The following is a 24,892-nucleotide window of genomic DNA, read 5'->3' as shown; positions in this document are numbered from 1 at the left end:
GCAGCGTCAGATGTGTATAAGAGACAGGGACCCGACCCACCCGACTATCAAGCGGCATGAGCCGCTGGTCCAACAGCCCGGAACCATAGGGTGTTTGCGGTCGCGCCCAGCGACCACACCCTGCGACACCGCATGCGCTAAGGCATTCCCGCGCGCTTAACAAACCCGCGAACGCCAGCAGCGTTACGCCAGCAGCGTCAGGACCATCCAGCCAGCGACCGCCGACGGCAGCATCGCGTCGATGCGGTCCATGATTCCGCCGTGGCCCGGCAACAACGTGCCCATGTCCTTGATGCCGAGATCGCGCTTCACTTGCGACTCGACCAGATCGCCGAGCACCCCGGTGATGACGAGCATCAGCCCGAGCGGCACACCCACCCATGCGGGCTTGTCCATCAGGAACGTCACGGACACGACGGCGGCGGCGATGCCGAACACCAGCGAGCCGCCGAGCCCCTCCCAGGATTTCTTGGGGCTGATCGTCGGCACCATGAGGTGCTTACCGAACAAGACACCGGCGACATATCCGCCGATATCGGCGAACACCACCGTGGCGATCACGGTGAACACCCGGCTGCCGCCATGGTCCTGGAAAATCAGCAATGCGCTGAAGGCCGCGAACAGCGGCACCCAGGTGGCGAGCAGCACCGAAGCCGAGATGTCGCGCAGATAGTTCACCGGCTGCTGGCGCAGGCCCTGGCCGATCAGCCGCCACACCATGCAGACGACGATCGTGCCGCCGTATGCGCCGAGCATCCCGGTCGGCCCCCACGGCCATGTCAGCCAGATCATGGCCTGGCCGCCGAGCAGCAGTGGGATCGCAGGCAGGTCGTATCCGGCTTCCCGCAGCCGGCGAATCACCTCGTGCGTGGCGATCGGGATGAACACCGCCAGCACCGGCAGCCACCAGATCGGCGCAAACAGCAGCACGCCGATCGCCAGTGCGCCGAGCAGAACCCCCACCGCGATCGCGGCGGGCAGGTTACGACCGGCCCGCGACTTCTTCGGTGGTTCGTCGACGGGAGGACCTGCCACGGGATCTGCTCGCTGCTTGGCCACTAGACCTCCAGCAGCTCGCCCTCTTTGTGCTTGACCAATTCGTCGATCTGGCTGGTGTAGTTGTGCGTGGTCTTGTCGAGTTCCTTCTCGGCGTGCTTGACCTCGTCCTCGCCTGCCTCGCCGTCTTTCTTGATGCGGTGCAGTTCTTCCATCGCCTTGCGCCGGATGTTTCGCACTGCGACGCGGGCGTCCTCGCCCTTCGCCTTGGCCTGTTTCACCAGCTCGCGACGGCGTTCCTCGGTCAGCTGTGGAATGGCCACGCGGATGACGTTGCCGTCGTTGGTCGGATTGACGCCGAGGTCGGAGTTGCGGATCGCGTCCTCGATCGCCTTGAGCTGCGACTGCTCGTACGGCTTGATGACGACCAGCCGGGCCTCGGGCACATTGATGCTCGACAGCTGGGTGATCGGCGTGGGCGACCCGTAGTAGTCGATCGAGATCCGCGAGAACATGCCGGGGTTGGCGCGGCCGGTCCGGATGGAGGACAGGTCGTCGCGGGCAACGGCGACCGCCTTCTCCATCTTCTCCTCAGCGTCGAAGAGGGTTTCCTCGATCACGGCTTCTCCTTTTCCGCGCCGCGCGTGCGCGGTCGACAGTCAGCTCAGGTGGTGGTGACCAGTGTTCCGATCTTCTCACCTGCGACCGCCCGCGCGATATTGCCGTCGACGAGAAGGTTGAACACCAGGATGGGCATGCCGTTGTCCATGCACAGACTGAACGCTGTGGCGTCGGCGACCGCGAGTCCCCTGTCGATCACCTCGCGGTGGGTGATGGCCGCGATCAGTTCGGCGTCCGGATTCGACCGCGGGTCGTCGGTGAACACACCGTCGACGGCCTTGGCCATCAGCACCACCTCGGCGCCGATCTCCAGCGCCCGCTGCGCCGCGGTGGTGTCGGTCGAGAAGTACGGCAACCCCATGCCGGCGCCGAAGATGACCACGCGGCCCTTCTCCAGATGCCTGCGGGCGCGCAGCGGAATGTAGGGCTCGGCGACCTGTCCCATCGTGATGGCGGTCTGCACCCTGGTCGCGATGCCTTCCTTCTCCAGGAAGTCCTGCAGCGCAAGGCTGTTCATCACGGTGCCGAGCATGCCCATGTAGTCCGAGCGGCTGCGCTCCATGCCCCGTTGCTGCAGTTGGGCGCCGCGGAAGAAGTTGCCGCCGCCGATCACCACCGCAACCTGCACGCCGCTGCGGACGACCTCGGCGATCTGGCGCGCCACCTGGTGCACCACGTCAGGGTCGAGGCCGACCTGGCCGCCACCGAACATCTCGCCGCCAAGCTTGAGCAGCACGCGGGTGTACGTGGGCCGGATCGCCGAAGCCGCCTCGCCAGCGAGATCAGATTCCGCCATCCGACTCCTTCGGGTCCGCGCATGAGATCGCCATCCCAGGACGATCCCTGGGACGGCATCTCTAATCCTGCCTCATCGCAGCCTCGCATCCACTATGGGGTGGCGAGGCGCGTTTCAGCCCAAATGCGCCGACAGCAGCCAGGCAGCCGTGGATTTACGGCCGTTGGGTTCGTCGCGGATGTCGGTGAAGGGCAGCTGCGCGGCGAGTTCGCCCGGGAAAACGCCGTGGATGCGGGCCGGCCGGATTTCGTCGATCTCCCAGTACTTGCTGACGACGTCGCGCAGTTCGTCCTCGGTGACGGCGTGCATCGGCGCATCTGGAGGCAGGCCCGCCGCGTCGAAGACCAACACGAAGTACGAGGCACCCGGCGCGGCCGCGCGCACGATGCACTGCTGGTAGCCCTCGCGCAGCTCGACAGGCATGGAATGGAAGAGAGTCGAGTCGACGATTGTGCCGAACCGCCCGTCATAGCCGGTGAAGTTGCTGATGTCGGCCACCTCGAAGCTGGCGCTGGTCAGCCCGCGCTTGGCGGCCTCCTTGCGGGCCAACTCGATCGCGGTCGCCGACTGGTCGAGCCCGACGGTGGTGAAGCCGCGCTCGGCCAGATACAACGAAGTCGCCGCCTCCCCACAACCGGCGTCGAGCACATCGCCGTGGAACTTGCCCGCGTCGATCAGTGCTTTGATGTCGGGTTGCGGCTCACCGATGCTCCACGGCGGCCTCGCCCCCGCGAACTCCTCGGCCTCACCGCGGTATGCCGCTTCGAACAGCTGTGCTTCGGGTTGTGTTGTCATACCCCGTGTCTATCAACTAGGTTGATATATGTCAATATGCTTGATATGAGTGCGTTCCTCGAGGATCAGCCGCTCGGTTACCTGCTGTACCGAGTGCACACCGCGCTGCGCGCGGAGATCTCCTCGAGCGTGCTCGAACCGCTCAATTTGGCGTTTCCGCAATACATTTGCATGCGCCTCCTCCAGCACTTTCCAGGCCGCTCCAACGCCGAACTCGCCCGCGACAACAACGTCTCCCCGCAGGCGATGAACATGGTGGTGCGCTCGCTCGAAGAGCGCGGACTGGTGACAAGGCCGACGAGTGTCGCGTCCGGTCGATCGCTGCCCGCTCAGCTGACCCGCGAGGGCAAGGAGCTACTGAAGAAGACCGACACCGGAGTCCGCGCCGCCGAGCGTCGGCTGCTGTCGAGACTCACCGACGAGCAGGCCAAGGAGTTCCGGCGGATGCTGGTCGTGCTCGGCTCCGACCCGGCCTGACGTTTCCTCGTATCGACATTGTGTATCAACGCCGCAACGGATTTGGTCGCCGTCAAGCGCGACGGCCGATGCCCGCCACCATGAGCGGCGTGAAGACCCGAACGCCGCCCGCCATGCGGGATGCTGCCGCGTCGGCGTCTTCTCGGGAGAGTTCGCCGGATTCGACGAGCGTGTTGCGCAGGCTCTCGAACGACAGCCGGAAGAAATCGAACCCCGGGTCATGCGGACCGACAACGCGGGCGCGGCCTTCTCCTCGCACATCGCAGAAGCCGGCGTCGTCGAGATCGGAAACCAAACGGCGGCCGTAGTCGCGGTCGAAACCGGCCCTGGCCATGAACGCGTTGACCGCTTCGGTCACCGTGTCGATGGCGCGGTCCTGGCCCTCGAAGCCGAAGCAACTCCATTCGTAGTCTTCGATCATGATCCAGCCGCCCGGCCGCAGCGTCGCGGCGAGTCGGTCGAGGATCTGCCGTCGTTGGGACAGGTGCTCGAGAACCAGACGCGCGTGCACGAGGTCGAACTCGGACTGCGGCAACTCATCGGTGCGAATGTCGACGCGCCGCACGGTGATCGCGTCGGAGGCGAACTGCTCGATGAACCGGGTGTCGATGTCGACGGCCGTCACGTGCGCGCCGCGGTCGGCGAGCCATTGCACCAGCGAGCCGCCACCGGCGCCGACCTCCAGGCACCGCCAGCCCTGGCCGACACCGAGTTCGTCGAGCAGCGCCTGGCTGCCCGGATCCCACAGCGCTTCCATCGCCGCAAGCCGGCGCTGCTCTTCGGAAAACCCTTGGTCGAAGGCGTAATCGCGTTTCACATGTCGATCCGGGGCCACGGGCGCGCCTCTTCGAGTTCGTAGGCCAGTTCCAGCAGCCGGCGCTCGTGGCCCCTGACCGTCGACAGCATCATGCCGACCGGCAGACCGGAGGCGGACTCCGCAAGGGGCAGCGAGATCGCCGGGTCGCCGGTGGCGTTCTGCAACGGGGTGAACGCCACCCAGTCGATCAGCCGATCCATGATCTGCTCGTAGCGCAAAGTGGGATCGAGATGTCCGATGCGCGGTGTGGCGTCGGACAGCGTCGGCATCAGCACGGCGTCATATGTCGACGACAGGCGAGACGTGATCCGAGAGGATGCCGCCAGCCGCGCAATCGCCAGCGGCACCTTGTGCAGATCGCGCGCGGCGCTGCGGGCCAGTCCCAGCGTCAGGTTGTCCAGCTTGGTCGGGTCGAAGCTCGGTCCCTTCATCCGGCGTCCGGCACGCACGGTCGCAAAGGCGAGGAATTCCCAGTAGAGGATGAAGTCGTCCTTGAATCGCGGGGTCACCGGGTTGTCGATCTCGGTGACCTTGTGCCCCAACTCCTCGAGCAGCGCCGCCGTTTTCAAAGTCAGCTCGCGCATCTCCGGACTAGCTTGCCGCACAACAGATTTCGTGCAGACAGCGATACGCAGCCGCTCTCTGCTCGGATGGGTGACATCACCGATGGGAGGCAGCTTCGGATTGCGATAGGCCCGCTCGGCTTCGCGCAAAAACGCCGCGGTGTCGCGAACCGAACGGCTGACGACGCCGTTTTCGACGATGTGCAGCGGCATCTGGGCGTGGTCGCCCTCCCACGGCAGCCTGGCGCGCGTCGGCTTGAGGCCGACAAGGCCGTTGCACGCCGCGGGAATCCTGATCGATCCGCCGCCGTCGTTGGCGTGCGCGATGGGTACGACGCCCGCCGCGACGAACGCACCTGACCCCGACGACGACGCACCCGCCGTGTGATCCGGGTGCCACGGATTGCGCACCGGCCCGATGCGGGGATGCTCGGCCGACGCGCTGAAGCCGTACTCCGACATCTGCGTCTTGCCCAGCGGTATCAGGCCCGTGGACAGGAAGGTCCGCGTGAACGCGCCGTCGCTGCGCATCGGGCGGGGCTCCCACGCATCGGTGCCCTGCATCGTGGGCATCCCTGCGACGGCGACGTTGTCCTTGATGAAGCTCGGGACGCCGTCGAAGTAGCCGCCGTAGGGACGCGGCGCCCTTGCCCGCCGACGGGCGCGGTCGAAGGCCTCGAAGGCCAACCCGTTGAGGATCGGGTTGACCGCCTCGGTACGGGCGATGGCCGCCTCGACGAGTTCGATCGGCGAGACCTCGCGGCCGCGCAACGCGTCGACAAGGGCCACAGCGTCACGGTCACCCAGGGCGTCGTCGCCGAAGGCGTGAATGCGGGTCATGCCGTGACGGTACCAATTGGTACCGAATCGGCGTACCCCCTGCGGCTAGGCCTGGCCGACCTCGAACCGCACGAACCGGGTGACGGTGACGCCTGCCTCGTCGAGCAGTGACTTGACGGTCTTCTTGTTGTCGGACACCGACGGCTGATCCAGCAGCACGACATCCTTGAAGAAGCCGTTGAGCCGGCCTTCGACGATCTTGGGCAGCGCCTGCTCCGGCTTGCCCTCTTCCTTGGCGGTCTCCTCGGCGATGCGGCGCTCGTTGGCCACGACGTCCTCGGGCACGTCGTCGCGAGTCAAGTACTTCGGCTTGAGCGCAGCGATCTGCAGGGCGACCGCGTGCGCGGCCCCCTTGGCTGCGTCGCCGTCACCGGTGTACTCGACCAACACGCCGACCGCGGGCGGCAGGTCGGCGGCCCGCTTGTGCAGGTACGTCTCGACGGTGCCGTCGAAGTAGGCGGCGCGGCGCAGCTCGAGCTTCTCGCCGATCTTGGCGGACAGGTCCGCGATCAGCTGCTCGACGGTGGTGTCGCCGACCTTGGCGGCCTTCAGTGTCTCGACGTCGGTCGCCTTCGCCGCGGCAGCCGCCGTGACGATCTGGTCGGCGACGGCCTGGAACTCGGCGTTCTTCGCGACGAAGTCGGTCTCCGAGTTCAGCTCGATGAGCGCGCCGTCCTTCGCCGCGACCAGGCCCTCGGCGGTGGCCCGTTCGGCGCGCTTGCCGACGTCCTTCGCACCCTTGATGCGCAGCAGTTCGACGGCCTTGTCAAAATCGCCGTCGGCCTCGACCAGCGCGTTCTTGCTGTCCAGCATGCCTGCGCCGGTCAGCTCCCGCAGGCGCTTGACGTCGGCAGCGGTGTAGTTCGCCATGTGTTTCGTTCCTAGGGGTTTGTGGGGGGCTTCGGTTCGGTCTGGACGTCTGCTTCCGGAGTGCCGGGCGCGGCGCCTTCGGCGGTCGGGCTCGCGGTCGAGGCGGCCGGTGCGGTCGCGCTGGCCAGCAGCTCCTGCTCCCATTCGGGCAGCGGCTCGGCGGCCTCGGCCTCCGGCTTGTCGCCGTTGCCGCCGACGCCGGCGCGGGCCTGCAGACCCTCGGCGACCGCCGACGCGATCACCTTGGTCAGCAACGCGGCCGAGCGGATCGCGTCGTCGTTGCCCGGGATCGGGTAGTCGACCAGGTCGGGGTCGCAGTTGGTGTCGAGGATCGCGATGACCGGGATGCCCAGCTTGCGCGCCTCACCGACGGCGATGTGCTCCTTGTTGGTGTCGACGACCCAGACGGCCGACGGCACCTTCTGCATGTCGCGGATGCCGCCGAGGCTGCGCTCGAGCTTGTTCTTCTCGCGGGTCAGCATCAGGATTTCCTTCTTGGTGCGACCCTCGAAACCGCCCGTCTGCTCCATGGCCTCGAGTTCCTTGAGGCGCTGCAGCCGCTTGTGGACGGTGGAGAAGTTGGTGAGCATGCCGCCCAGCCAGCGCTGGTTCACGTAAGGCATGCCGACCCGGGTGGCCTCCGCGGCGATGGCCTCCTGCGCCTGCTTCTTGGTGCCGACGAACAGGATGGTGCCGCCGTGGGCGACGGTCTCCTTGACGAACTCGTACGCCTTGTCGATATAGGTCAGCGTCTGCTGCAGATCGATGATGTAGATGCCGTTGCGGTCGGTGAAGATGAACCGCTTCATCTTCGGGTTCCAGCGACGGGTCTGGTGCCCGAAATGTGCGCCGCTGTCAAGCAGCTGCTTCATGGTTACAACAGCCATGGTGGCCATGTCCTTTTAGTTGTCGGTTGTCGTCCGGCATCGGGTGAGGCCGGACCCTGGCGTCTGCTGCATGCCGGACCCGAGAGGAGTGCTCCGACTCGGGACCGCCCGGCATGCGGGTGCAACCCTGATTTGTTCGATGGAACAAGGCGTGGGCCGCGGCGCAGGCGCGCGAAGTCAATCCGCCGAGGCGAATTGCGGATACGAGTTTACACCGTCCCAGCAGGTGCTTTGTCCACACCGCTGCGTTGATCCCCAGGTGACCGGCTCGTGTCTTTCGGATCCCGCGCCGACGCGCTGAGCTGGAACTATGCGCTTGCTGGTCGCCTTCGCCGTGGTGGCGGTGTGGTTCGCGGCGCCTGCGTGGGCCGACGACACCCGCCTGAGCTGGCCATTGCGGCCGCGACCAGCGGTTATGCGGGTGTTCGACGCTCCGACGCCGAACTGGCAGCGTGGCCATCGCGGAGTCGACCTCGCAGGCGCGGCCGACCAGCCGGTGTATGCGGCCGGGGCCGGAACGGTGGTGTTCGCCGGCGAGCTGGCCGGGCGGCCGGTGGTCTCGGTGGCACATCCCGGCGGGCTGCGGACCAGCTATGAGCCCGTCACGCCGGTGGTGCGGCCCGGTCAACTGGTGGCCGAGGGCACACCGCTGGGCGGCTTGGTCGCCGGGCATAGCGGCTGCGCGGCGCCCGCGTGCCTGCACTGGGGCGCGATGTGGGGTCCGGCCGCCAACGCCGACTACGTCGACCCGCTCGGCCTGCTGGCCAGCACCCCCATCCGCCTGAAGCCCCTGCACCCGTGAATCCCCTCCCCTGTAGTCCGCTAAGTCCGCTAAGTCCGCTAAGTCGGCGAGAGTGCGTGTCTGCGGCCGACACGCCGGTCGAAATCGCGAGTTCACGCACGCTCGCGGGCATCCGGGGGACACGTCTACCGTCGGGCACATGGTCACCGATGCACATCGCAATCGCCCGATGCGGTTCGGCATCGCCACCGCGTTACCCAGGCCCAGTGCCCAGATGCGCGACTTCGCGCGATCCGTCGAGGCGGCCGGCTTCGATGTGATGTCGTTTCCCGACCATCTCGTCCCGTTGGCGGCTCCGATCGCGGGTGCGACGGCGGCGGGCGTGGCGACGGAGCGGTTGACGGTCGGAACGCTGGTGCTGAACAACGACTTTCGCCATCCCGTCGACACGGCCCGCGAATGCGCCACCATCACGACGGTCACCGACGGGCGCTTCGAATTGGGCCTTGGCGCAGGGCATATGAAATCCGAATACGACGCCGCGGGCATCCCGTTCGAGCGCGGCGGCGTGCGGGTGTCGCGGTTGGTGGAGTCGGCGCACATCATTCGCGGTCTGCTCGACGGCGAGGCGGTGCACGTCGACGGCGCGCACTACCGGGTGCACGCGGAGGCCGGCTCGCTGATCGCGCCTCCCCCGTCGCATGTCCCGATGTTGATCGGCGGCAACGGAACTCGTGTCCTGCAGTTGGCCGGACAGCTCGCCGACATCGCCGGTTTCGCCGGCATCACCCACAACCGCGACGCCACCCAGGTACGACTGACCCATTTCGACCCGCAGGGCCTGGAGGACCGCATCGCGGTCGTCCGCGACGCCGCCGGCGACCGGTTCGACCAGATCGAACTCAACGCGTTGATACAGGCCGTCGTCTGCACTGCCGACCGTGCAGCCGCGGCCGCCGAGCTCGCCGCGACGCTGGACGCCGACGCCGACGCGCTGCTGGACTCCCCGTTCATTCTGCTGGGCACCCATGAGCAGATGGCCGAAATGCTGGCCGAGCGCCAGCGCCGTTTCGGCATCAGCTACTGGACGGTGTTCGACGAAATTCCGGGCAGGCCATCGGCCATGCCTGACATCGCGAGAGTCATTGCGCTACTGCGCCGATAAAGCTCAGCCCATCGTCACGGCACGCACCGGGGCGCCGTCGGCGTCGATCGGCAGCGGGAAGAACCCGATTCGCTCCTGCGGCCCGAGTTCCGAAATGCCGCAGATGTTTTCGACAATGAGGGCATCGGCACCGAGCACCACCTGATGCACCGGGAACCCGGATCCCCAATCCCCTGTCGGGTCGGGGCTCAGCGTGTCGACGGCCAGCACATGCATGCCGCGACGAACCAGTTCGGACGCCGCCTCAACGGACAGCGCGGGATGGTCGACGGCGGTGTCGGTGCCGAAGCGCGTCGCCCACCCCGTGTCGAAAACCACTATCGGCGGCAGCCTTTCAGGAAAGCCGCCCAGCGCGGCCGCGATCTCGTCGACGCCGTACACGGTGCGCGCCTGCACCGGTGCCAGGTGGACGATCAGCGCGTCGGCGACGAGTTCGTGCAGACCGATCGCACCCGTGGTGCGCCCGCCTGCGATGGTGTGCGACGGGGCGTCGAGGTGCGTGCCGGTGTGCGAGCCGAAATGCAGTGCGGCGACGTCGACGCCGTCACGCTCCAGCAGCAGCGCCGGCTCGATGTGGACGGCGGGATCGCCCGGATAGACCTGCATTCCGGCGGCGATGGGGTGGCTCAGCTCACGCATGGTCACCCGCGCTCATGCGACGTCGACCTGTTCGGTCGGCGCGGTGTCGGCGAGATGCCTGCTTGGTTCACGCGGGGAACGTGACCGCTCGGGCAGCATGGCCAGTAGATACAGCACGAAGGTCAGCACGAAAGCCGGGATAGTGGCGCCAATCGGGTTGGGCCACACGTACGTCCAGATGTACGACGCCACCGCGCCGATCGCCCACACCGCGACCGCGATCCAGTTCACACCGCCTCGGTACCAGTAGCGTCCGCCGCGGCTGAGCAGAATGTCCGGGTGGTACGACGACCGCTTCACCAGGTAGTAGTCCACGATCATGATCGCGAACACCGGGACGAAGAAAGCGCCGATGACCGTCAGGAAGTCGGTGAACTGCGCCAGCAGCCCCAACCACGTCGCGCCGATGATCGATATCAGGCCGAGCACCAAAGCCGTTGGCAGGAATCGCAGGCGGGCTGATACCGGAGCGTTCACCACCGATGTGGCCATGCCGTAGACCACCATCGTGTTGGTGGCCATCACCGACAGGAAGATCACGATCGCCAGCGGCGCGCCGAACGCCTCGACGATGGTGGCGGGGTCGAACGGCACGGCCTCTTTGTTGCTCAGGATGACGAATGCAATCGCGGTGACGCCCAACGACATCGAGATCACCGTGGACAGTGTGTAGCCGACGCCGGAGCCGGTGATGCCTGCACGGCTCGAACGCGCGAGCCGGTTGAAGTCGGCCGACAGCACCGTCCACGAGATCGCCGTCGCGATCACGATGTCGAGCACGATCACCGGGGTGTAGCCCAGCGACGCGTCGACCGGGATCGACTGGATCTCGGCGGGGCTGAAGTTCGTGAATGCGACGACGAAGATCCATGCGATGATCGCCAGCATCAGCACGGCCAGCCACGGTTCGACTCTCGCGATGCCCTCGTGGCCCAGTATCGCGATCAGCACGACGATCGTCTGGCACAGCACGGAAAACAGGATGGGGCTGGAGAATCCGGTCAGACTTTCGACGAGGTAGTCGACGGTGACGCCTGCCAACATCGCCTGCACCCAACTCCAGCCCATCAAGATGATGACGTTGGCCGTCACCGGCAGCAGGCTGCCGCGGGTGCCGAACGCGCCGCGGGTCAACGCCATCGTCGGCAGGCCGGTCCGGGTGCCGATGTTGCCGACCAGCGTGAGAACCACTGCGCCGCACAGGGTGCCGGCAACGATCATCGACACCGCGGTGCCGTAGCTCACCGCTGGGACCAGCAGCGTGCCGGTCAACAAAGTGGTGACGACGAGGTTGGCGGCCAGCCAGATCATGCCGATCCGGCGCACCGAGAACGTGCCGCGGACCGGGCCGGCGTTGTCTGCCTGCTCTTCGAGACGACGGTCAAGGCGGTGGTACAGCGACGTCATGGCGTTTCTCCTGAAAGGTCGACCGGCGCGGGCGAGAGATGCTCGTGTATGGCGACGAGGCGGTCGTCGTCGACGCGGAACACGATCGTCTCGCGCTCATGGGTGAGCTCCTCGCCGTCGGCGGTGGCGACGATCGTCGCGACGTCGTGGGTGAAGACGGCGCCGCCCGGAAATGTCTGGACGAGCTGATTGGACGATTCGCAGGACCGCACGCGCCAGCCGGATGAGATCCACTCCTGCCACAGCCGCTCGTAGGCGGCGCGGTCGTTCAGCCGGTCGGGCTCGGTGTGGAAGCAGAACGTGGCGTCGGGCGAGAAGCAGGCGAAATACCGGTCGCCGTCGGTCGCGGCGAAGGCGTCCACGATGCGTTGTGCGGCCTCGATGACCTGGCCGGTAGTGGGTTCATGCGTCGCCATGGCCGCTCCTGAAGAACGCCGGGATTGAAGTCATCTCAGACTCTAGGGATCGTGGCGCGGAATCGCAGTGTCCTGGCGAAACCTCGGGTGTCCGTACCCTGGATGGCAATGAGTATTGCTCCTGATACCGCCGTCGCGTTGGATCACCGATTCGCCCGTGAGCTACCCGAGCTCGCGGTGCGCTGGCAGGCCGAGTCCGCACCTGACCCGCGGCTGCTTGTCCTCAACGAGCCGTTGGCCGCCGAGATGGGGCTCGACGCCGAGTGGCTGCGCACGCCCGACGGGCTGGGCTTTCTGGTCGGGACATCGTTGCCCGACGATGCGCAGCCGGTCGCGCAGGGCTATGCCGGTCACCAGTTCGGCGGCTGGGTGCCCCGCCTGGGCGACGGCCGCGCGTTGCTGCTCGGCGAACTGGTCGACAGCGGAGGGCAGTTGCGCGACATCCACCTGAAGGGGTCCGGCCGCACGCCGTTCGCCCGCGGGGGCGACGGCCTGGCCGCGGTGGGCCCCATGCTGCGCGAGTACGTGGTCAGCGAGGCGATGCACGCGCTGGGCATCCCGACCACGCGTTCGCTTTCGGTGGTCGCGACGGGCCGCAAAGTGCACCGCGAGACCACGCTGGACGGCGCCGTGCTGGCGCGTGTCGCCAAGAGCCATCTGCGGGTGGGCAGCTTCCAATATGTCGCTGCCTCAGGCGATCTCGATGTGCTGCGCCGGCTCGCCGACCACGCGATCGCCAGGCACTACCCCGCCGTTGCCGACGCCGACAACCCGTATCTCGCTCTGCTCGAGGCGGTGATCTCGGCGCAGGCGCGCCTGGTCGCGCAATGGATGCTGGTCGGTTTCATCCACGGGGTGATAAACACCGACAACATGACGATCTCGGGCGAGACGATCGACTACGGGCCGTGCGCGTTCATGGACGCCTTCGACCCGACAACGGTGTTCAGCTCGATCGATTCGTGGGGCCGCTACGCCTACGGCAATCAGCCGACGGTGGCCGGCTGGAACCTCGCGCGCTTCGCCGAGGCGTTGCTGCCGCTGATCGCCGATGACCAGGACGAGGGCATCAAGCTCGCGACTGCGTCGATGCAGGATTTCCCGCGCCAGTACACGGCGGCGTGGACGGCGGGCATGCGCGACAAGCTCGGCCTGCGCGCGGCCGTCTCCGACGCCACCGTCGCGGAGCTGGCGGAGGATCTGCTGGAACTCCTGCGCGGTGACCGCGTCGATTACACGTCGTTCTTCCGGCTGCTCGTCAGGGCGGCTCGCGGCGAAACCGGGCCAGCGCTGGCGGTGTTCAGCGACCGTCCGGGCGCCGACGCGTGGCTACAGCGATGGCGCACGCTGGCGCCCGACGCCGAGGCGATGGACCGCGTCAACCCCGTCTACATCCCGCGCAACCACCTCGTCGAAGAGGCACTCGCCGCAGCCACCGCCGGCGACCTGGAGCCGCTGCGGCAATTGTTGGCGGCCGTGACGTCGCCCTACAGCGAACGGCCCGGGTTCGAGCGCTACGCCGAGCCCGCGCCGGAAGAATTCACCGGCTGCTTCCAAACCTTCTGCGGCACGTAGCGATTTCGGCGCGCTAACGTGCGCGTAGCGCCGTTCAGCGCGCCGAAATCGCAGGCTTATGCGCGGGGGTGGGCCTGGTCGTGCACCGCGCGCAACCGCGCCACCGTGACGTGGGTGTAGAGCTGGGTGGTGGCCAGCGTCGAGTGGCCGAGCAGTTCCTGCACGACGCGCAGGTCGGCGCCGCCTTCGAGCAGGTGGGTGGCCGCGCTGTGGCGCAGCCCGTGCGGCCCGATGTCGGGCGCGCCGGCGACGGCGGCGACCGTCTGGTGCACGACGGTGCGGGCCTGGCGTTGATCGAGTCGACGACCGCGGGCGCCGAGCAGCAGCGCAGGCCCTGATTCGGCGGTGGCCAGCGCGGGGCGCCCGTCGGTCAGCCAGGCCCTCAACGCGGCCTGCGCGGGCTCCCCGAACGGCACGGTGCGCTGCTTGTTGCCCTTGCCGAGCACCCGCAGCAGGCGCCGCGACGTGTCGACATCGTCGATGTCGAGGCCGCACAGCTCGCTGACCCGGATGCCGGTGGCGTAGAGCATCTCCACGATCAGCCGGTCCCGCAGCGCCATCGGATCACCTTGCTGCGCACCGGAATTCGCTGCATCCATGGCCGAGAGCGCCTGATCCTGACGGAGCACCGCGGGCAATGTCCGGCGCGCCTTCGGCATCTGCAGCCGGGTGGCGGGATCGCCGGCCATCAGCCCGCGCCGCGTCGCCCACGCGGTGAACGTCTTGACCGCCGAGGTGCGCCGCGCCAGCGTGGTGCGGGCCACGCCCGCGGCCGCCTGCGCCGACAGCCAGGACCGCAGGACCGGCAGCGTGAGGTTGCTCAGTTGCGGTTCGGCGGTGCGTTGCGACAGGAACTCGAACAGGGACCGCAGATCACCGAGGTAGGCGCGGCGGGTGTGCTCCGAGCGGCCGCGTTCCAACGCCAGATGCTCGTCGAACTGCTCGAGGATGGCGTCCACGCGTCAACCGTGGCAGACCGCGACAGCGCAACTCACGTGACGCGCCGAAGCGCTTCCGGAGTGAGATCTTTCAGTGACGGATAGCCATCGACGGCCATCGTCAGGTCCGCCTCGGCCAGCAGCGAGCGCAGCACGTGCACGACGCCGTCGACCCCGCCGATGGCCAGCCCGTACGCGTAGGGTCTGCCGATGCCGACCGCGGTGGCGCCCAGCGCCAGCGCCTTGACGATGTCGGCGCCGCTGCGGATGCCGGAGTCGAACAGCACCGGAACCCCTTGCGCGGCTTCGACAACGCCGGGCAGGCAGTCGATCGCCGCAATTCCGCCGTTGGCCTGGCGGCCGCCGTGGTTGGAGCAGTAGATGCCGTCGACGCCGCCATCGACGGCGCGCCTGGCGTCGTCGGGGTGGCAGATGCCCTTCACGATCAGCGGCAGCTCGGTCAGCGAGCGCAGCCACGGCAGGTCATTCCAGGTGAGCGAGTTGCCGAACATCTGCACCCAGTGCAGCACGGTCGCCTGCGGATTCTGCTCCGGCGGTTGGTTCAGGCCTGCGCGGAAGACGGGGTCGCTGGAGTAGTTGCTCAGGCATTTGCCGCGCAGTTGCGGGAAGTTCGACGTGGACAGGTCTCGCGGACGCCAGCCCGGCACCCAGGTGTCGAGCGTGACGATGATGCCCTTGTAGCCCGCTTCCTCGGCACGGCGCACGAAGCTGGCCGCCAGCTCGCGGTCGGTCGGCGTGTAAAGCTGGAAAAAGCCTGGGGTGTCGCCGAATTCGGCGGCGATGTCCTCCAGCGGATCCTCGGTCAGCGTGGAGACGACCATCGGAACGCCGGTCTGTGCGGCGGCGCGGGCGGTCGCGAGGTCGCCGTGGCCGTCCTGCGCGCAGATCCCGATGACGCCGATGGGCGCCATGAACACCGGCGACGGAAGCTTCAGGCCGAACATCTCGACGGACAGGTCGCGCTGGGTGGCGCCGACGAACATGCGCGGCATCAGCCCCCAGTTGTCGAACGCGGTGCGGTTGACGCGCTGGGTCCGTTCGTCTCCCGCTCCGCCGGCCACATACGACCAGATCGACGGCGGCATCGCGGCCTGGGCCTTGGCTTCCCAATCCGCGTAGGTCATCGGGAACTTCGGGACCACGCCCGACAGCCCCTGCATATAGATCTCGAGTTGGTAGTCGCCGAACGCCATGGGGGTCAGCCTGCCAGGGCGGCGGTCAGGCGTTGGCGCGTTGCTCCGCTTCGGCGAGTTCGCGCTTCCACTGCCGGAAGGTCTCCTCGGTGCGGCCGCGGCGCCAGTATCCCGAGATCGACGCGGCCCACTTGGCCTCCACGCCGCGCTCCTTGCGGATGTAGGGCCGCAGGTTGTGCATGACCGTCTGCGCCTCGCCGTGTATGAACACCTGCACCTGGCCGGGCCACCATTCGGCCTCCTTGACCGCCGCGATGAGCGGCGCGTGATCACCGGCTTTCTCCTCGGGCACCAGATCGGCGCGCCCGCCGCGGTAGATCCATGTGACGTCCACCCCCGGCGGGGCGTTCAGCGGGATCTCGTCGTCGGGGCCCGCGACCTCGATGAACGCCTGGCCGACCGCGTCGTCGGGCATGGCTTCCAAGGCGGCGCTGATCGCCGGTAGCGCCGATTCGTCTCCCGCCAGCAGGTGCCAGTCGGCCGCCGGGTCGGGTGCATACGCGCCGCTGGGGCCCATCAGGTAGGCGGGCTGGCCGGGAGCGGCCGCCAGCGCCCAAGGGCCCGCAACGCCGTGGTCGCCGTGGACGACGAAATCGATGGTGAGTTCGCGGCGTTCGGTGTCGAGTTTGCGGACGGTGTAGGTGCGCACCACAGGGCGGCGTTCGACGGGCAGTTCGTTGAAGCTGTCCAGGGTCAGCGGCTTCGGCAATGCGGAGACCTCGACATCGTCGCGGACGAACACCAGCTTGACGTAGGCGTCGGTGAAGTCGTTCGGCTTGAAGGTGTCGAAGCCCTTGCCGCCGAGGACCACACGAACGATGTGCGGCGTCAACTTCTCGCTGCTTACCACCTCGAAAGTGTGCACGGGACGTCCAGCCACATTTCCTCCAAATCGCTCGCCGGCTTGATTAGCCAGTCTCACTGACTATACGAGCGCGCCTCTTTGCGCGGTCGGCTACGTCGGCCGGCTCAACTTCCAGTAGCCGTCGACCCGCGTCACCAAACCGAACAGCTCCAGCATCGACAGCGGCCCCAACACCTGCGCGGTCGGCAGGCCCGACGCGACGGCGATCTGGCCGGTGGTGCGCCTGCCGCGGGCGGGCAGCGCATCGTAGACGCGCTGTTCGGCCTCGCTGAGGTCGTCGAGCGGAGATGCAGGCCGTTGCTCGTCGGGCGCCAGTTCGCCGACGTGGCCGATCAGTTCGACGACGTCGGCGGCACGCGTGACGATGTCGGCCTCGTGGCGACGCAGCATGGCGTGACACCCGATCGACGCCGACGACGTGATCGGCCCCGGCACCGCGCACACCGCCCGCCCGAGTGCCCGTGCCCACGCCGCGGTGTTGGCCGCCCCGCTGCGGGCGCCCGCTTCGACGACGACGGTCGCCCCCGACAAGGCCGCGACCAGCCGGTTGCGTGTCAGGAACCGGTGCCGCGCAGGACGCACACCCGGCGGATACTCGCTGATCACCAAGCCCTGCTGCGCGATCCGATGCAACAGCGAGGCGTGACCGGCGGGATAGGGCACGTCGACGCCGCCCGCGAGCACCGCGGCCGTCAGCCCGTCGCCGGCCAGCGCGGCGCGGTGCGCGGCGCCGTCGATTCCGTAGGCGCCACCCGATACCACCGTGACGTCCCGCTCGACCAGACCGGCCGCGAGATCGGCCGCGACGTACTCGCCGTAGGCGGTGGCCGCTCTGGTGCCGACGATTGCGGCTGCGCGCTGCGCGACGTCGTCGAGGCGGACGTCGCCGAACACCCACAACGCCAGCGGCGGATGTCCCTGCGGCCGCTCCTTATGGTCGACGCCAGAGAACGCGGCGAAGGCCAGGAACGGCCATTCGTCATCGTCCGCGGCGATCAAGCGGCCGCCGCGGCGCGCCAGCAGATCGAGATCATCTGCCGCGCAGTCAATTTCACGACGCGCCAGAGTGTGCCGGGCCAGTTTGTCGTCGACGTCGCCGGTCTTGATCCTCGTGGCCGCCTCGACGGGCCCGACACGTCCGACGAATTCGGTCAGCGCGGCACAGGGCGGTTCTGCTACGCGGGAGAGGTAGGCCAGCGCCAGACGCGTGTCGTCGGTCATTGCGCACCGCCCGGCTGCCGGAAGCTCAACGCGGTCTTGACGTCGTCGAGCGACGGCGATGTTCGCCCACCGAGGTCGGCCAGCGTCCACGCGACGCGCAGCGTTCTGTCCACACCGCGGTTGCTGAGCAGCCCGCGCTCCAGTGACGTGCTGAGTGGCCGCATCACGTCCCTGTCGAGCCTGAACTCGCGCCGCAGCAGGGCGCCGCTGACTTCGGCGTTGGTGCGGATGCCGTAAGCCTTCCAGCGCTCCGCTGCCGTTTCACGCGCCGCCAGCACCCGTTGCCGCACTGCCGCAGTGGATTCGCCCGCTTCGGCGGCGAAGGCGCCCGCCTTCTCGCGGGGCATGAAGACCTGTAGGTCGACCCGGTCCACCAGCGGGCCCGACAACTTGCTCAGATAGCGCCGTTTGGCGACTGACGTGCACATGCAGTCGTTCGGGTCGGGTGCGGCGCACGGGCACGGGTTGGCGGCCAGCACCAACTGGAAGCGCGCCGGGTATTTCGCCACGCCGTCGCGTCGGGCCAGTCGAATCTGCCCGTCCTCCAGCGGTGTTCGCAATGCCTCCAGCGCGCTGTTGCCGATCTCGGCGTACTCGTCGAGGAAGAGGACACCGCGATGCGCCCGGCTGACAGCGCCCGGCCGCGCCATTCCCGAACCGCCGCCGACGAGTGCGGCCACGCTCGAGGTGTGATGCGGCGCGACGAACGGCGGCCTGGTGATCAGCGGCGTGTCCCCCGACAGCAGGCCCGCTACCGAGTGGATCGCGGTGACCTCCAGCGACTCGTCGTGCGACAGCTCGGGAAGCAGTCCCGGAAGCCGTTGAGCCAGCATCGTTTTGCCGACACCTGGCGGACCGGTCAATCTGAGGTGGTGTGCACCGGCGGCAGCCACTTCGACGGCGAAGCGGGCATGGGGCTGCCCGACGACATCGGCGAGGTCGACGTCGGACGCCGGCGGGGCCGTCGGCGCGTCCATCCGCTCCGCCAGATCCGCCTTGCCGCACAGCCATGCCTGGACGTGGGCCAATGTGCGCGCACCCAGTACCTCGATGCCGTCGACGAGGCTGGCCTCGCGGAGGTTGTCGAGCGGAACCACCGCGACCGGCCAGCCCTGGCGCTTGGCGGTCAACACCGCGGGCAGCACGCCTTTCACGGGGCGCACCCTGCCGTCCAGAGCCAATTCGCCCAACAGCACCGTCTTTTCGAGGCGGGCCCACTTCTTCTTCCCGTGCGCCGACAGCACCGCCGCTGCCAGCGCCACGTCGTAGACCGAGCCCATCTTCGGCAGCGTGGCCGGCGAGAGGGCCAGCGTCAGCCGCGACTGCGGCCAGTCGTTGCCGCAGTTGGTGATGGCTGCGCGGACGCGATCACGCGATTCCTGCAGTGCGGCGTCGGGCAGCCCCACGAGATGGACACCGGGTAGGCCCGAGGCGATGTGGGCCTCGATCTCCACGATCTCACCTTCCAGCCCCCGTACCGCGACCGAGAACGCTCTGCCCAGCGCCATCAGCCGACCCCCTGCAGATGGGTGATCTCCGGGGTGCGTTGCCTGCCGATGCGCACGCCGATGACGTCGATACGCACCCCGGCCCAGCTGCCGTCCTGAGCGGCCAGCCACACCCCGGCCAGCCTGCGCAGCCGCCGCACCTTATCGGGGGTGACCGCCTCAGCGATGCCACCGAATCCGTCGCCGGTGCGGGTCTTCACCTCGACGAAAACGACCGTGCACGTGGCTTTCTCGGCCGCGATGATGTCCAGCTCGCCGAAGCGGCAACGCCAGTTGCGGTGCAGCACGGCGAGCCCCTGCGAGGTGAGGTGATCGACCGCCAACTGCTCGCCGAGCGCCCCGATTTCGGCCCTGGTCCATGTCGTCATGACGCACAGACTCTCGCCGAACCCCGACACGGGCGGCACCGCCAGGCCGAGTTATCCACAGATCCGACTTCATCCACAGCGGCGAATTTGAATTCGAGTAGTGCAGTACTTACGCGAAAACTTGATCTTGGTGTGAAGCTCACTGCATGCGCGCACTAACTCCTCTGGCACCTGGCGACACGGGTGGGTCGGTCGCCGATTTGCATAACGCGCTGGACGTCCTCGGCGTCGGCGGTGCAATCACACATCAGGAGCGGTCGACACAACGATATGGCGACGGGACCCGTGAGGCGGTCGCACTGCTGCAAGCCCGCTATGAGTGGTCCGACCTCACGGTCGGGCACTTCGACGCACGCTGCGCGGCCCGCACCAATCAGTTGCTCAGCGGCCGCGGTGACATAGACATCGTCCCCGATGACAGTGCACCAATAGCCGCCCTCTGGGAACAATCCCGAGTCGCCGGACCTGGATCGGCATCGGAATCCAGCGACGTGGCCGCGCTGTCGCGGCATCCGGCCAACCTGGAGGTGTGGTGGCGCAACGCCGCAAATGAGATTCGCGGCGGGTACTGGTACGACGACGACAAGGGCTGGCAGACGCCATATACAGTGCCCGGCCGCAAGGCGTCCCCACACAGCGGCATCGCCGCGGTGTCCCGCATGCACGACACCATGGAGACGTGGCGAATCGATGCTCAAGAAGCGGTCCGCGGTGCCTTCTGGTACGACGACGGCAAGGGCTGGCGGGAATACCGCGACCCGGTGGCACAGGGCGTCGACAGGGCTACGGATCACAGTGGCATCGCGGCCGTCTCACGCGGTCCGAAGTCTCAGGAGATCTGGTGGATAGCGTCCGACGGCCTAGTCCGGGGTTCCTGGTATGACGACAACCGCAAGAATTGGAATACCTACGGCGGGATCTCAGCCCAGAAGGCTTCGCTGAAGAGCGGTCTCGCAGCGGTGTCTCGGTTCACCGACAACATGGAGGTCTGGTGGGTCGGCGAGCACCGTTCCGTGGAGGGAGCATTCTGGTACAACGACGGTAAACCGTGGCGGCCCTACGGCGAACCGGTCGCTGCACCCGGCAGCGCGGCCGAAGGACCGCACAATCTCACCGCCGTATCTCGAACGCCGACGAGCATGGATCTGTTGTGGATCAGCCCGGAGGGCGCCGTTCGGTGGGCGTATTGGCGAGAGGGACACGATTGGCAGCTGTCGCCGGTCGTGGTGGCCGACGACGGAAGCGCTTCAACCCAGGGCGGGATTGCCGCGATCACGCGTGACGCCGAGAGCATGGAGGTGTTCTGGATCGCCCAGGACGGCTCCGTGCGGAGCGCCGAATGGACAACCGCAAGTGGCTGGCAGATCGGCGCAATCCCGGTGGCGGGCAAGGACAGCGCGTCGTCGACCAGCGGCCTGGCGGCCACGCGACGCACCGCGACCACCACCGAAGTGTTCTGGGTCGAGGCGGACGGCTCTGTGCAGGTCGCGGTCCGCGACGACGCTAACGTGCCGTTCTCCTTCCGTATGCTGCGTCCACACGACCTATTGGATCTCACGTGTGACGTCGTCGGGTGCCGGGTCACCACCGGCGCGGCGGCCCCGACCCTCATGCACAAGGTCGTCAGCGGTGAGACCCTATGGGCGATTGCCGAGAAGTACTACGGCGAGGGCAACCTCTTCACATTGATTGCGGCGGCCAACAAACTGCCGAACGCTAACCTGATCCGGCCGGGCGATGTGCTGATCATTCCCCCAAAACCCACATCGCCGGGACCGCCCGACACCTACACCGTCGCGCCCGGAGACAAGCTGTGGGACATCGCCAAACGCTTCTACGGCGACGGGAACAAGTACTCGATCATTGCCAACGCCAACCACATCGCCGATCCCGACCTGATACTTCCAGGCCAGCAGTTGATCATTCCGCGGTTGAATCGGCCCGGTAGCCAGGCGCACCTTGTCGCTGTGACCGACGACGCCCACATCGTGGTGCGATTCGGCTCCCAGCATGTGTTCGAACAGGCCTGGCCTGATCCTCCTGGCACCGCAACCGGCACCGCCCAGTCGCGCGCGGCCAACGAGTCCCGCGTGGTGTTCGCGGTGCCCAAAGGAACCACGATGGCGTTCACGGTGCCGGGCGTACTAGCTGGGCTGACGCAGCTGCGATTGCGGGTCTCGCCATTGGCAGTGCCGCGGGCGGAGGACACGCGGCGTCCACCCGACGCGCAGGGACCGCCTACTCCGCCCAAAGGCGACCAGACGGCGATAGAGGCCCCCTATCGCCTGGTCGTTTCGCCCGACGAGAGATATGGGGGGTTCGCTCACTCCGCCGATGCCGCGGAGGCCCCCGGCGACCCGTCACGGGTGGAACTGTGGCATACCAGGCTGGCAGTCCGGATGTTCGACTCGCAGGACCGCTTTGTGGGAATCGATGAGCGCGACAACACACGACGTACCGTTCGCGCGATCTGGAGCCGCGACGAGAACGGATCCGGCGCTCCCGCAACCGGATTCGAAGGCTCCCTCAACCCCGCTGATCGACGGGCCATCGTCCGCCAAACCGCTGATCCGCGGCTGGAGGACCGCAACCAGTCGGGCAAGCTGATCGAACCCAACCCGCTGACCGTCGACCGGTTCTATCTCAGTTCACTCGGCGCCTGGATCGACTGGCGCGCGGCGTGGGAGTGGCAGCGATACAAGCCGCCGGGAGCGGGCGAGAAGATTCTCTCGGCCTATCGGCATCTGGCCACCCTCGGCCGCGATCACTATGTGCGGGTGGAGATACCCATATACCTCTACCCGTTCGGCCAATTCGGCACCCTGGTGAAACTGACCGAACGCAGGATAAACCTCGGCGAAGACGAGGCGGCCTACCTTTTCACGCGCAAGTTCATCGTGCTGCGTCAACCACTGCGCGAGTACAGCGAGGACCTGCTTCAAGTCGGCAACGTCAAAGCGTCGGCGCTCTACCAGCTTCCCTTCACAGCGACACTCGTCGATCCAATCGTGTCACCCAACCTCGATTCAGCCGACGAGAGTAAGCCGTTCGTGCCACACGTCGGCGGGAAGCCCTACCGGTGGAAGGTGACCGGCATCGACCACGCGAAACGCAGAGTATCGATGATGACTGCGCTCGTCGTCGTCCCGGCCGGACTGGGTCCCGAGGTGTACGGAAAGGCGCAGAAAACCTGGTTCGACGACGTCATGAACAACACTGCGGACAAGCACCCGATCGACCTGAATGGCGCCGAAGTCGCCTTCGCTCCATCGGACAACGCCGGTGATACCACAATGCGCGTACAGGGTATGGAGTTTCACGGCGAGGCGTATGACCATGGGTGTACCCCATGGCTTTTCAAGGCGCAGGTCGCCATCCCGGCGTTGGCGACACTCAACAAGGTCGGCGGACCTGTCGCGGTCAAATGGGCCGGGAAGTATCGCAGCGGCGGCTTCAATTCGGCGGATAAAGCCGAGATCTTCCTGACCCTGGATAACGAGGCGAAGCTCGATTTCGCGGGTGGAAGCGACCGCGGCGGCGGATTCGTCGAGCCGACCATATCGGTCAAAGGTATTTCGCGGGTGCTCGGCGGTGTTGGTGACACGACCGGAAGCCCCACCGGCATCGCGGGCGGACATTTCGACCCAGATCTGTTCAAGGGCACCGCGTTGCCGAAACTGTTCGGCCTGATCAATCTGTTCGACATCATCGCCAAGGATGGCGGATTCGAGAGAGCACCACGACTCATCGCCGAACAGTTCGGTCTTGTCAAGACCATCGACACGGCATGGCGCAGGCTGATCGACGCGCTCACGCAGGCGCGAGAGATATTCGATTCGGACAGAAAGATTCCCGACGCGCCCGCCGGCGCCAAGTTGCGCGCCGATGCTCTTTACAACTCCGCGAATTCGGCGATCAACAATCTCGCACAAGCCCCACTGCAACAGTTGTTGGCAGGCCTGAGCGCGACGCCCCCGTCCAACGCTCACGCAACAGAGGTCGCGAATCGGTTGACGAATATGTCAGCGTTGCTGACGGATCCGTTCTTGCCGGCTTTTCTGCGCGCGCAGCTGCAGCGTCCATATGACGCCACGAATGCTGCCTTGACGACGGCGCGGGGCACCGACTTCGCGAAGGCACTGCGGGCGGCGGTGGAGAACAACGTCGTGCGCTACGAATGGTCTCCGACCATCAAGGGATGGCCCGACGCGGACCACATATTCCACCCGAACGACGTCAAGCGGGGTCTGAACATCGCGGTGGAGGTTCGCACGGCGAAGGATGGGCGACCCCAATCCGACGTCAGTGCCCAATTGCGAGATTTCGAGCTGCGCCTGCTGCCCGGACAAACAGAACTCCTTCGAATCAAATTCGGTCGCATCGGCTTTCGGATGGCCACCGGCGGCAAGCCGGAAGTTGACGTGCAGTTCAACGGAATGGAATTTCTCGGAGTTCTCGGCTTCATCGAAAAGCTGCGACAGATCATCCCGTTCGACGGGTTCTCCGATCCGCCGTATGTCGACGTGGACACGGGCAGCGTCACCGCCGGCTTCGACCTCGCGCTTCCCAGCGTCGCGATCGGGGTGTTCTCACTGGAGAACATCGCGCTGGGCGCCGACTGCCGAGTGCCTTTCCTCGGTGAGGCTGTCACCGTCGGGTTCTACTTCTGCACCAAAGAGGCACCGTTCCGACTCACCGTCATGGCGATCGGAGGTGGCGGATGGGTCGGCATCCGGCTGTCACCGGACGGCCTGGTCTTACTGGAAATGGGGTTGGAGGCCGGTGCCTCCCTCAGCGTCGATCTCGGCGTGGCCTCCGGTTCGGTGTCGGTCATGGTCGGCGTTTATCTCCGGCTCGAAGACAAGATCGGTCAACTTACGGGATACTTCCGCATTCGTGGCGAGGTGGAGGTGCTCGGTATCGCCTCCGCGTCCATCACTCTCGAACTGTCGCTGACGTACCACTTCCAATCCGGCAAGCTGATCGGACGCGCCAGCCTCCAAGTCGAGATCGAGGTCGCATTCTTCTCTGCATCGGTGGAGATCACCTGCGAGCGCAAGCTTGCCGGTTCTCGCGGCGACCCGACGTTGCGCGACATCATGCCGCCAGAGGACGGCGGGCAAACCATGTGGAACAAGTACTTCGACTCGTTTGCGATCGCAGGAGATTGAC

22 protein-coding genes are annotated in these 24,892 nt (G+C 66.9%); 5 read left to right on the top strand and 17 right to left on the bottom strand.

All coding sequences use genetic code 11. The features are described from left to right. Positions 1-183: 183 nt before the first annotated feature. The 4 genes from CQY20_RS04170 to CQY20_RS04155 all read right to left on the bottom strand — a co-directional run bounded on the left by CQY20_RS04170 (position 184) and on the right by CQY20_RS04155 (position 3,208). Entirely contained in the window at positions 184-1,059 is an 876-nt protein-coding gene (locus CQY20_RS04170; protein ID WP_097938381.1) for a phosphatidate cytidylyltransferase, read from the bottom strand. Continuing rightward, a complete protein-coding gene (gene frr / locus CQY20_RS04165) occupies positions 1,059-1,616 on the bottom strand; it encodes a ribosome recycling factor (protein WP_097938380.1) in 558 nt (185 codons plus the stop codon). The genes CQY20_RS04170 and frr overlap by 1 nt, the downstream gene beginning before the upstream one ends. A gap of 44 nt (positions 1,617-1,660) precedes the next feature. Continuing rightward, positions 1,661-2,413 carry a UMP kinase gene (pyrH, locus tag CQY20_RS04160; RefSeq protein ID WP_097938379.1) on the bottom strand — a complete coding sequence of 251 codons (753 nt, stop codon included), beginning with the start codon at positions 2,411-2,413 and terminating at the stop codon, positions 1,661-1,663. 114 nt (positions 2,414-2,527) lie between these two features. Continuing rightward, entirely contained in the window at positions 2,528-3,208 is a 681-nt protein-coding gene (locus tag CQY20_RS04155; RefSeq protein ID WP_097938378.1) for a class I SAM-dependent methyltransferase, read from the bottom strand. Positions 3,209-3,244: 36 nt separating this feature from the next. Here CQY20_RS04155 and CQY20_RS04150 point away from each other — a divergent pair, with 36 nt between their 5' ends. Further along, the gene (locus CQY20_RS04150; protein WP_097938377.1) at positions 3,245-3,685 is read left to right on the top strand and encodes a MarR family winged helix-turn-helix transcriptional regulator; all 441 of its coding nucleotides are present in this window, start codon (positions 3,245-3,247) and stop codon (positions 3,683-3,685) included. Between the two features lie 52 nt (positions 3,686-3,737). On the opposite strand, the gene CQY20_RS04145 is transcribed toward CQY20_RS04150, so the two are convergent. Genes CQY20_RS04145 through rpsB form a run of 4 tightly spaced genes read right to left on the bottom strand, consistent with a single transcriptional unit; the run spans position 3,738 to position 7,662 of the window. Continuing rightward, entirely contained in the window at positions 3,738-4,502 is a 765-nt protein-coding gene (locus CQY20_RS04145) for a class I SAM-dependent methyltransferase (RefSeq protein ID WP_234816089.1), read from the bottom strand. Continuing rightward, complete coding sequence (locus CQY20_RS04140) at positions 4,499-5,905, bottom strand: amidase (RefSeq protein ID WP_097938376.1); 1,407 nt, start codon at positions 5,903-5,905, stop codon at positions 4,499-4,501. Before CQY20_RS04140 ends, CQY20_RS04145 begins: the two co-directional genes overlap by 4 nt. A 45-nt stretch (positions 5,906-5,950) precedes the next feature. Then, positions 5,951-6,775: a translation elongation factor Ts gene (gene tsf / locus CQY20_RS04135; RefSeq protein ID WP_097938375.1), complete on the bottom strand. Its 825-nt coding sequence runs from the start codon at positions 6,773-6,775 to the stop codon at positions 5,951-5,953. Positions 6,776-6,786: 11 nt separating this feature from the next. Further along, positions 6,787-7,662 (bottom strand): 30S ribosomal protein S2, encoded by an 876-nt coding sequence (gene rpsB / locus CQY20_RS04130; protein WP_097938406.1) that lies wholly within the window; start codon positions 7,660-7,662, stop codon positions 6,787-6,789. 310 nt (positions 7,663-7,972) lie between these two features. On the opposite strand from rpsB, the gene CQY20_RS04125 reads away from it, so the two are divergent. Continuing rightward, positions 7,973-8,464 (top strand): M23 family metallopeptidase, encoded by a 492-nt coding sequence (locus tag CQY20_RS04125; RefSeq protein WP_097938374.1) that lies wholly within the window; start codon positions 7,973-7,975, stop codon positions 8,462-8,464. Between the two features lie 139 nt (positions 8,465-8,603). Then, positions 8,604-9,569, top strand: a complete 966-nt coding sequence (locus tag CQY20_RS04120) for a TIGR03621 family F420-dependent LLM class oxidoreductase (RefSeq protein ID WP_163700385.1) — start codon at positions 8,604-8,606, stop codon at positions 9,567-9,569. 3 nt (positions 9,570-9,572) lie between these two features. On the opposite strand, the gene CQY20_RS04115 is transcribed toward CQY20_RS04120, so the two are convergent. From CQY20_RS04115 to CQY20_RS04105, 3 genes are read right to left on the bottom strand one after another with little or no spacing between them, the layout of a single operon-like run. Beyond that, positions 9,573-10,208: a cyclase family protein gene (locus CQY20_RS04115; RefSeq protein ID WP_097938404.1), complete on the bottom strand. Its 636-nt coding sequence runs from the start codon at positions 10,206-10,208 to the stop codon at positions 9,573-9,575. A 12-nt stretch (positions 10,209-10,220) separates the two neighbouring features. Next, the gene (locus CQY20_RS04110; RefSeq protein ID WP_097938373.1) at positions 10,221-11,615 is read right to left on the bottom strand and encodes a purine-cytosine permease family protein; all 1,395 of its coding nucleotides are present in this window, start codon (positions 11,613-11,615) and stop codon (positions 10,221-10,223) included. Then, positions 11,612-12,031: a YybH family protein gene (locus tag CQY20_RS04105; protein WP_097938372.1), complete on the bottom strand. Its 420-nt coding sequence runs from the start codon at positions 12,029-12,031 to the stop codon at positions 11,612-11,614. Before CQY20_RS04105 ends, CQY20_RS04110 begins: the two co-directional genes overlap by 4 nt. A 108-nt stretch (positions 12,032-12,139) precedes the next feature. Between CQY20_RS04105 and CQY20_RS04100 the strand changes: the two genes are divergently transcribed. Continuing rightward, entirely contained in the window at positions 12,140-13,606 is a 1,467-nt protein-coding gene (locus CQY20_RS04100; RefSeq protein WP_097938371.1) for a protein adenylyltransferase SelO, read from the top strand. A 56-nt stretch (positions 13,607-13,662) separates the two neighbouring features. Here CQY20_RS04100 and CQY20_RS04095 read toward each other — a convergent pair whose 3' ends face one another. The 6 genes from CQY20_RS04095 to CQY20_RS04070 all read right to left on the bottom strand — a co-directional run bounded on the left by CQY20_RS04095 (position 13,663) and on the right by CQY20_RS04070 (position 19,720). Beyond that, on the bottom strand, positions 13,663-14,565 hold the full coding sequence (locus CQY20_RS04095) for a tyrosine recombinase XerC (protein ID WP_097938370.1): 903 nt from the start codon (positions 14,563-14,565) through the stop codon (positions 13,663-13,665). A 32-nt stretch (positions 14,566-14,597) separates the two neighbouring features. Continuing rightward, a complete protein-coding gene (locus tag CQY20_RS04090; protein ID WP_097938369.1) occupies positions 14,598-15,758 on the bottom strand; it encodes a lactate 2-monooxygenase in 1,161 nt (386 codons plus the stop codon). A 25-nt stretch (positions 15,759-15,783) separates the two neighbouring features. Beyond that, a complete protein-coding gene (locus tag CQY20_RS04085) occupies positions 15,784-16,638 on the bottom strand; it encodes a siderophore-interacting protein (RefSeq protein ID WP_097938368.1) in 855 nt (284 codons plus the stop codon). A 75-nt stretch (positions 16,639-16,713) separates the two neighbouring features. Then, positions 16,714-17,844 (bottom strand): DNA-processing protein DprA, encoded by a 1,131-nt coding sequence (gene dprA, locus CQY20_RS04080; RefSeq protein ID WP_097938367.1) that lies wholly within the window; start codon positions 17,842-17,844, stop codon positions 16,714-16,716. After that, entirely contained in the window at positions 17,841-19,352 is a 1,512-nt protein-coding gene (locus CQY20_RS04075) for a YifB family Mg chelatase-like AAA ATPase (protein ID WP_097938366.1), read from the bottom strand. The genes dprA and CQY20_RS04075 overlap by 4 nt, the downstream gene beginning before the upstream one ends. Beyond that, positions 19,352-19,720, bottom strand: coding sequence for a YraN family protein (locus tag CQY20_RS04070; protein ID WP_097938365.1), 369 nt, complete (start codon positions 19,718-19,720; stop codon positions 19,352-19,354). The genes CQY20_RS04075 and CQY20_RS04070 overlap by 1 nt, the downstream gene beginning before the upstream one ends. A 146-nt stretch (positions 19,721-19,866) precedes the next feature. Between CQY20_RS04070 and CQY20_RS04065 the strand changes: the two genes are divergently transcribed. Next, entirely contained in the window at positions 19,867-24,891 is a 5,025-nt protein-coding gene (locus CQY20_RS04065) for a LysM peptidoglycan-binding domain-containing protein (RefSeq protein ID WP_207767242.1), read from the top strand. The last annotated feature ends 1 nt before the right edge of the window (position 24,892 follow it).

It is taken from the genome of Mycolicibacterium agri (genome assembly GCF_002553505.1).
Lineage (GTDB): Bacteria > Actinomycetota > Actinomycetes > Mycobacteriales > Mycobacteriaceae > Mycobacterium > Mycobacterium agri.
This window is presented reverse-complemented; position numbering and strand designations above follow the sequence as displayed.

Bases quoted from the DNA above. Each gene is read 5' to 3' on its own strand.
- pyrH (WP_097938379.1), bottom strand. From the start codon at position 2,413: ATGGCGGAATCTGATCTCGCTGGCGAGGCGGCTTCGGCGATCCGGCCC.
- CQY20_RS04155 (WP_097938378.1), bottom strand. From the start codon at position 3,208: ATGACAACACAACCCGAAGCACAGCTGTTCGAAGCGGCATACCGCGGT.
- CQY20_RS04150 (WP_097938377.1), top strand. From the start codon at position 3,245: ATGCTTGATATGAGTGCGTTCCTCGAGGATCAGCCGCTCGGTTACCTG.
- CQY20_RS04140 (WP_097938376.1), bottom strand. From the start codon at position 5,905: ATGACCCGCATTCACGCCTTCGGCGACGACGCCCTGGGTGACCGTGAC.
- tsf (WP_097938375.1), bottom strand. From the start codon at position 6,775: ATGGCGAACTACACCGCTGCCGACGTCAAGCGCCTGCGGGAGCTGACC.
- rpsB (WP_097938406.1), bottom strand. From the start codon at position 7,662: ATGGCTGTTGTAACCATGAAGCAGCTGCTTGACAGCGGCGCACATTTC.
- CQY20_RS04125 (WP_097938374.1), top strand. From the start codon at position 7,973: ATGCGCTTGCTGGTCGCCTTCGCCGTGGTGGCGGTGTGGTTCGCGGCG.
- CQY20_RS04120 (WP_163700385.1), top strand. From the start codon at position 8,604: ATGGTCACCGATGCACATCGCAATCGCCCGATGCGGTTCGGCATCGCC.
- CQY20_RS04115 (WP_097938404.1), bottom strand. From the start codon at position 10,208: ATGCGTGAGCTGAGCCACCCCATCGCCGCCGGAATGCAGGTCTATCCG.
- CQY20_RS04110 (WP_097938373.1), bottom strand. From the start codon at position 11,615: ATGACGTCGCTGTACCACCGCCTTGACCGTCGTCTCGAAGAGCAGGCA.
- CQY20_RS04105 (WP_097938372.1), bottom strand. From the start codon at position 12,031: ATGGCGACGCATGAACCCACTACCGGCCAGGTCATCGAGGCCGCACAA.
- CQY20_RS04100 (WP_097938371.1), top strand. From the start codon at position 12,140: ATGAGTATTGCTCCTGATACCGCCGTCGCGTTGGATCACCGATTCGCC.
- CQY20_RS04090 (WP_097938369.1), bottom strand. From the start codon at position 15,758: ATGGCGTTCGGCGACTACCAACTCGAGATCTATATGCAGGGGCTGTCG.
- dprA (WP_097938367.1), bottom strand. From the start codon at position 17,844: ATGACCGACGACACGCGTCTGGCGCTGGCCTACCTCTCCCGCGTAGCA.
- CQY20_RS04075 (WP_097938366.1), bottom strand. From the start codon at position 19,352: ATGGCGCTGGGCAGAGCGTTCTCGGTCGCGGTACGGGGGCTGGAAGGT.
- CQY20_RS04070 (WP_097938365.1), bottom strand. From the start codon at position 19,720: ATGACGACATGGACCAGGGCCGAAATCGGGGCGCTCGGCGAGCAGTTG.
- CQY20_RS04065 (WP_207767242.1), top strand. From the start codon at position 19,867: ATGCGCGCACTAACTCCTCTGGCACCTGGCGACACGGGTGGGTCGGTC.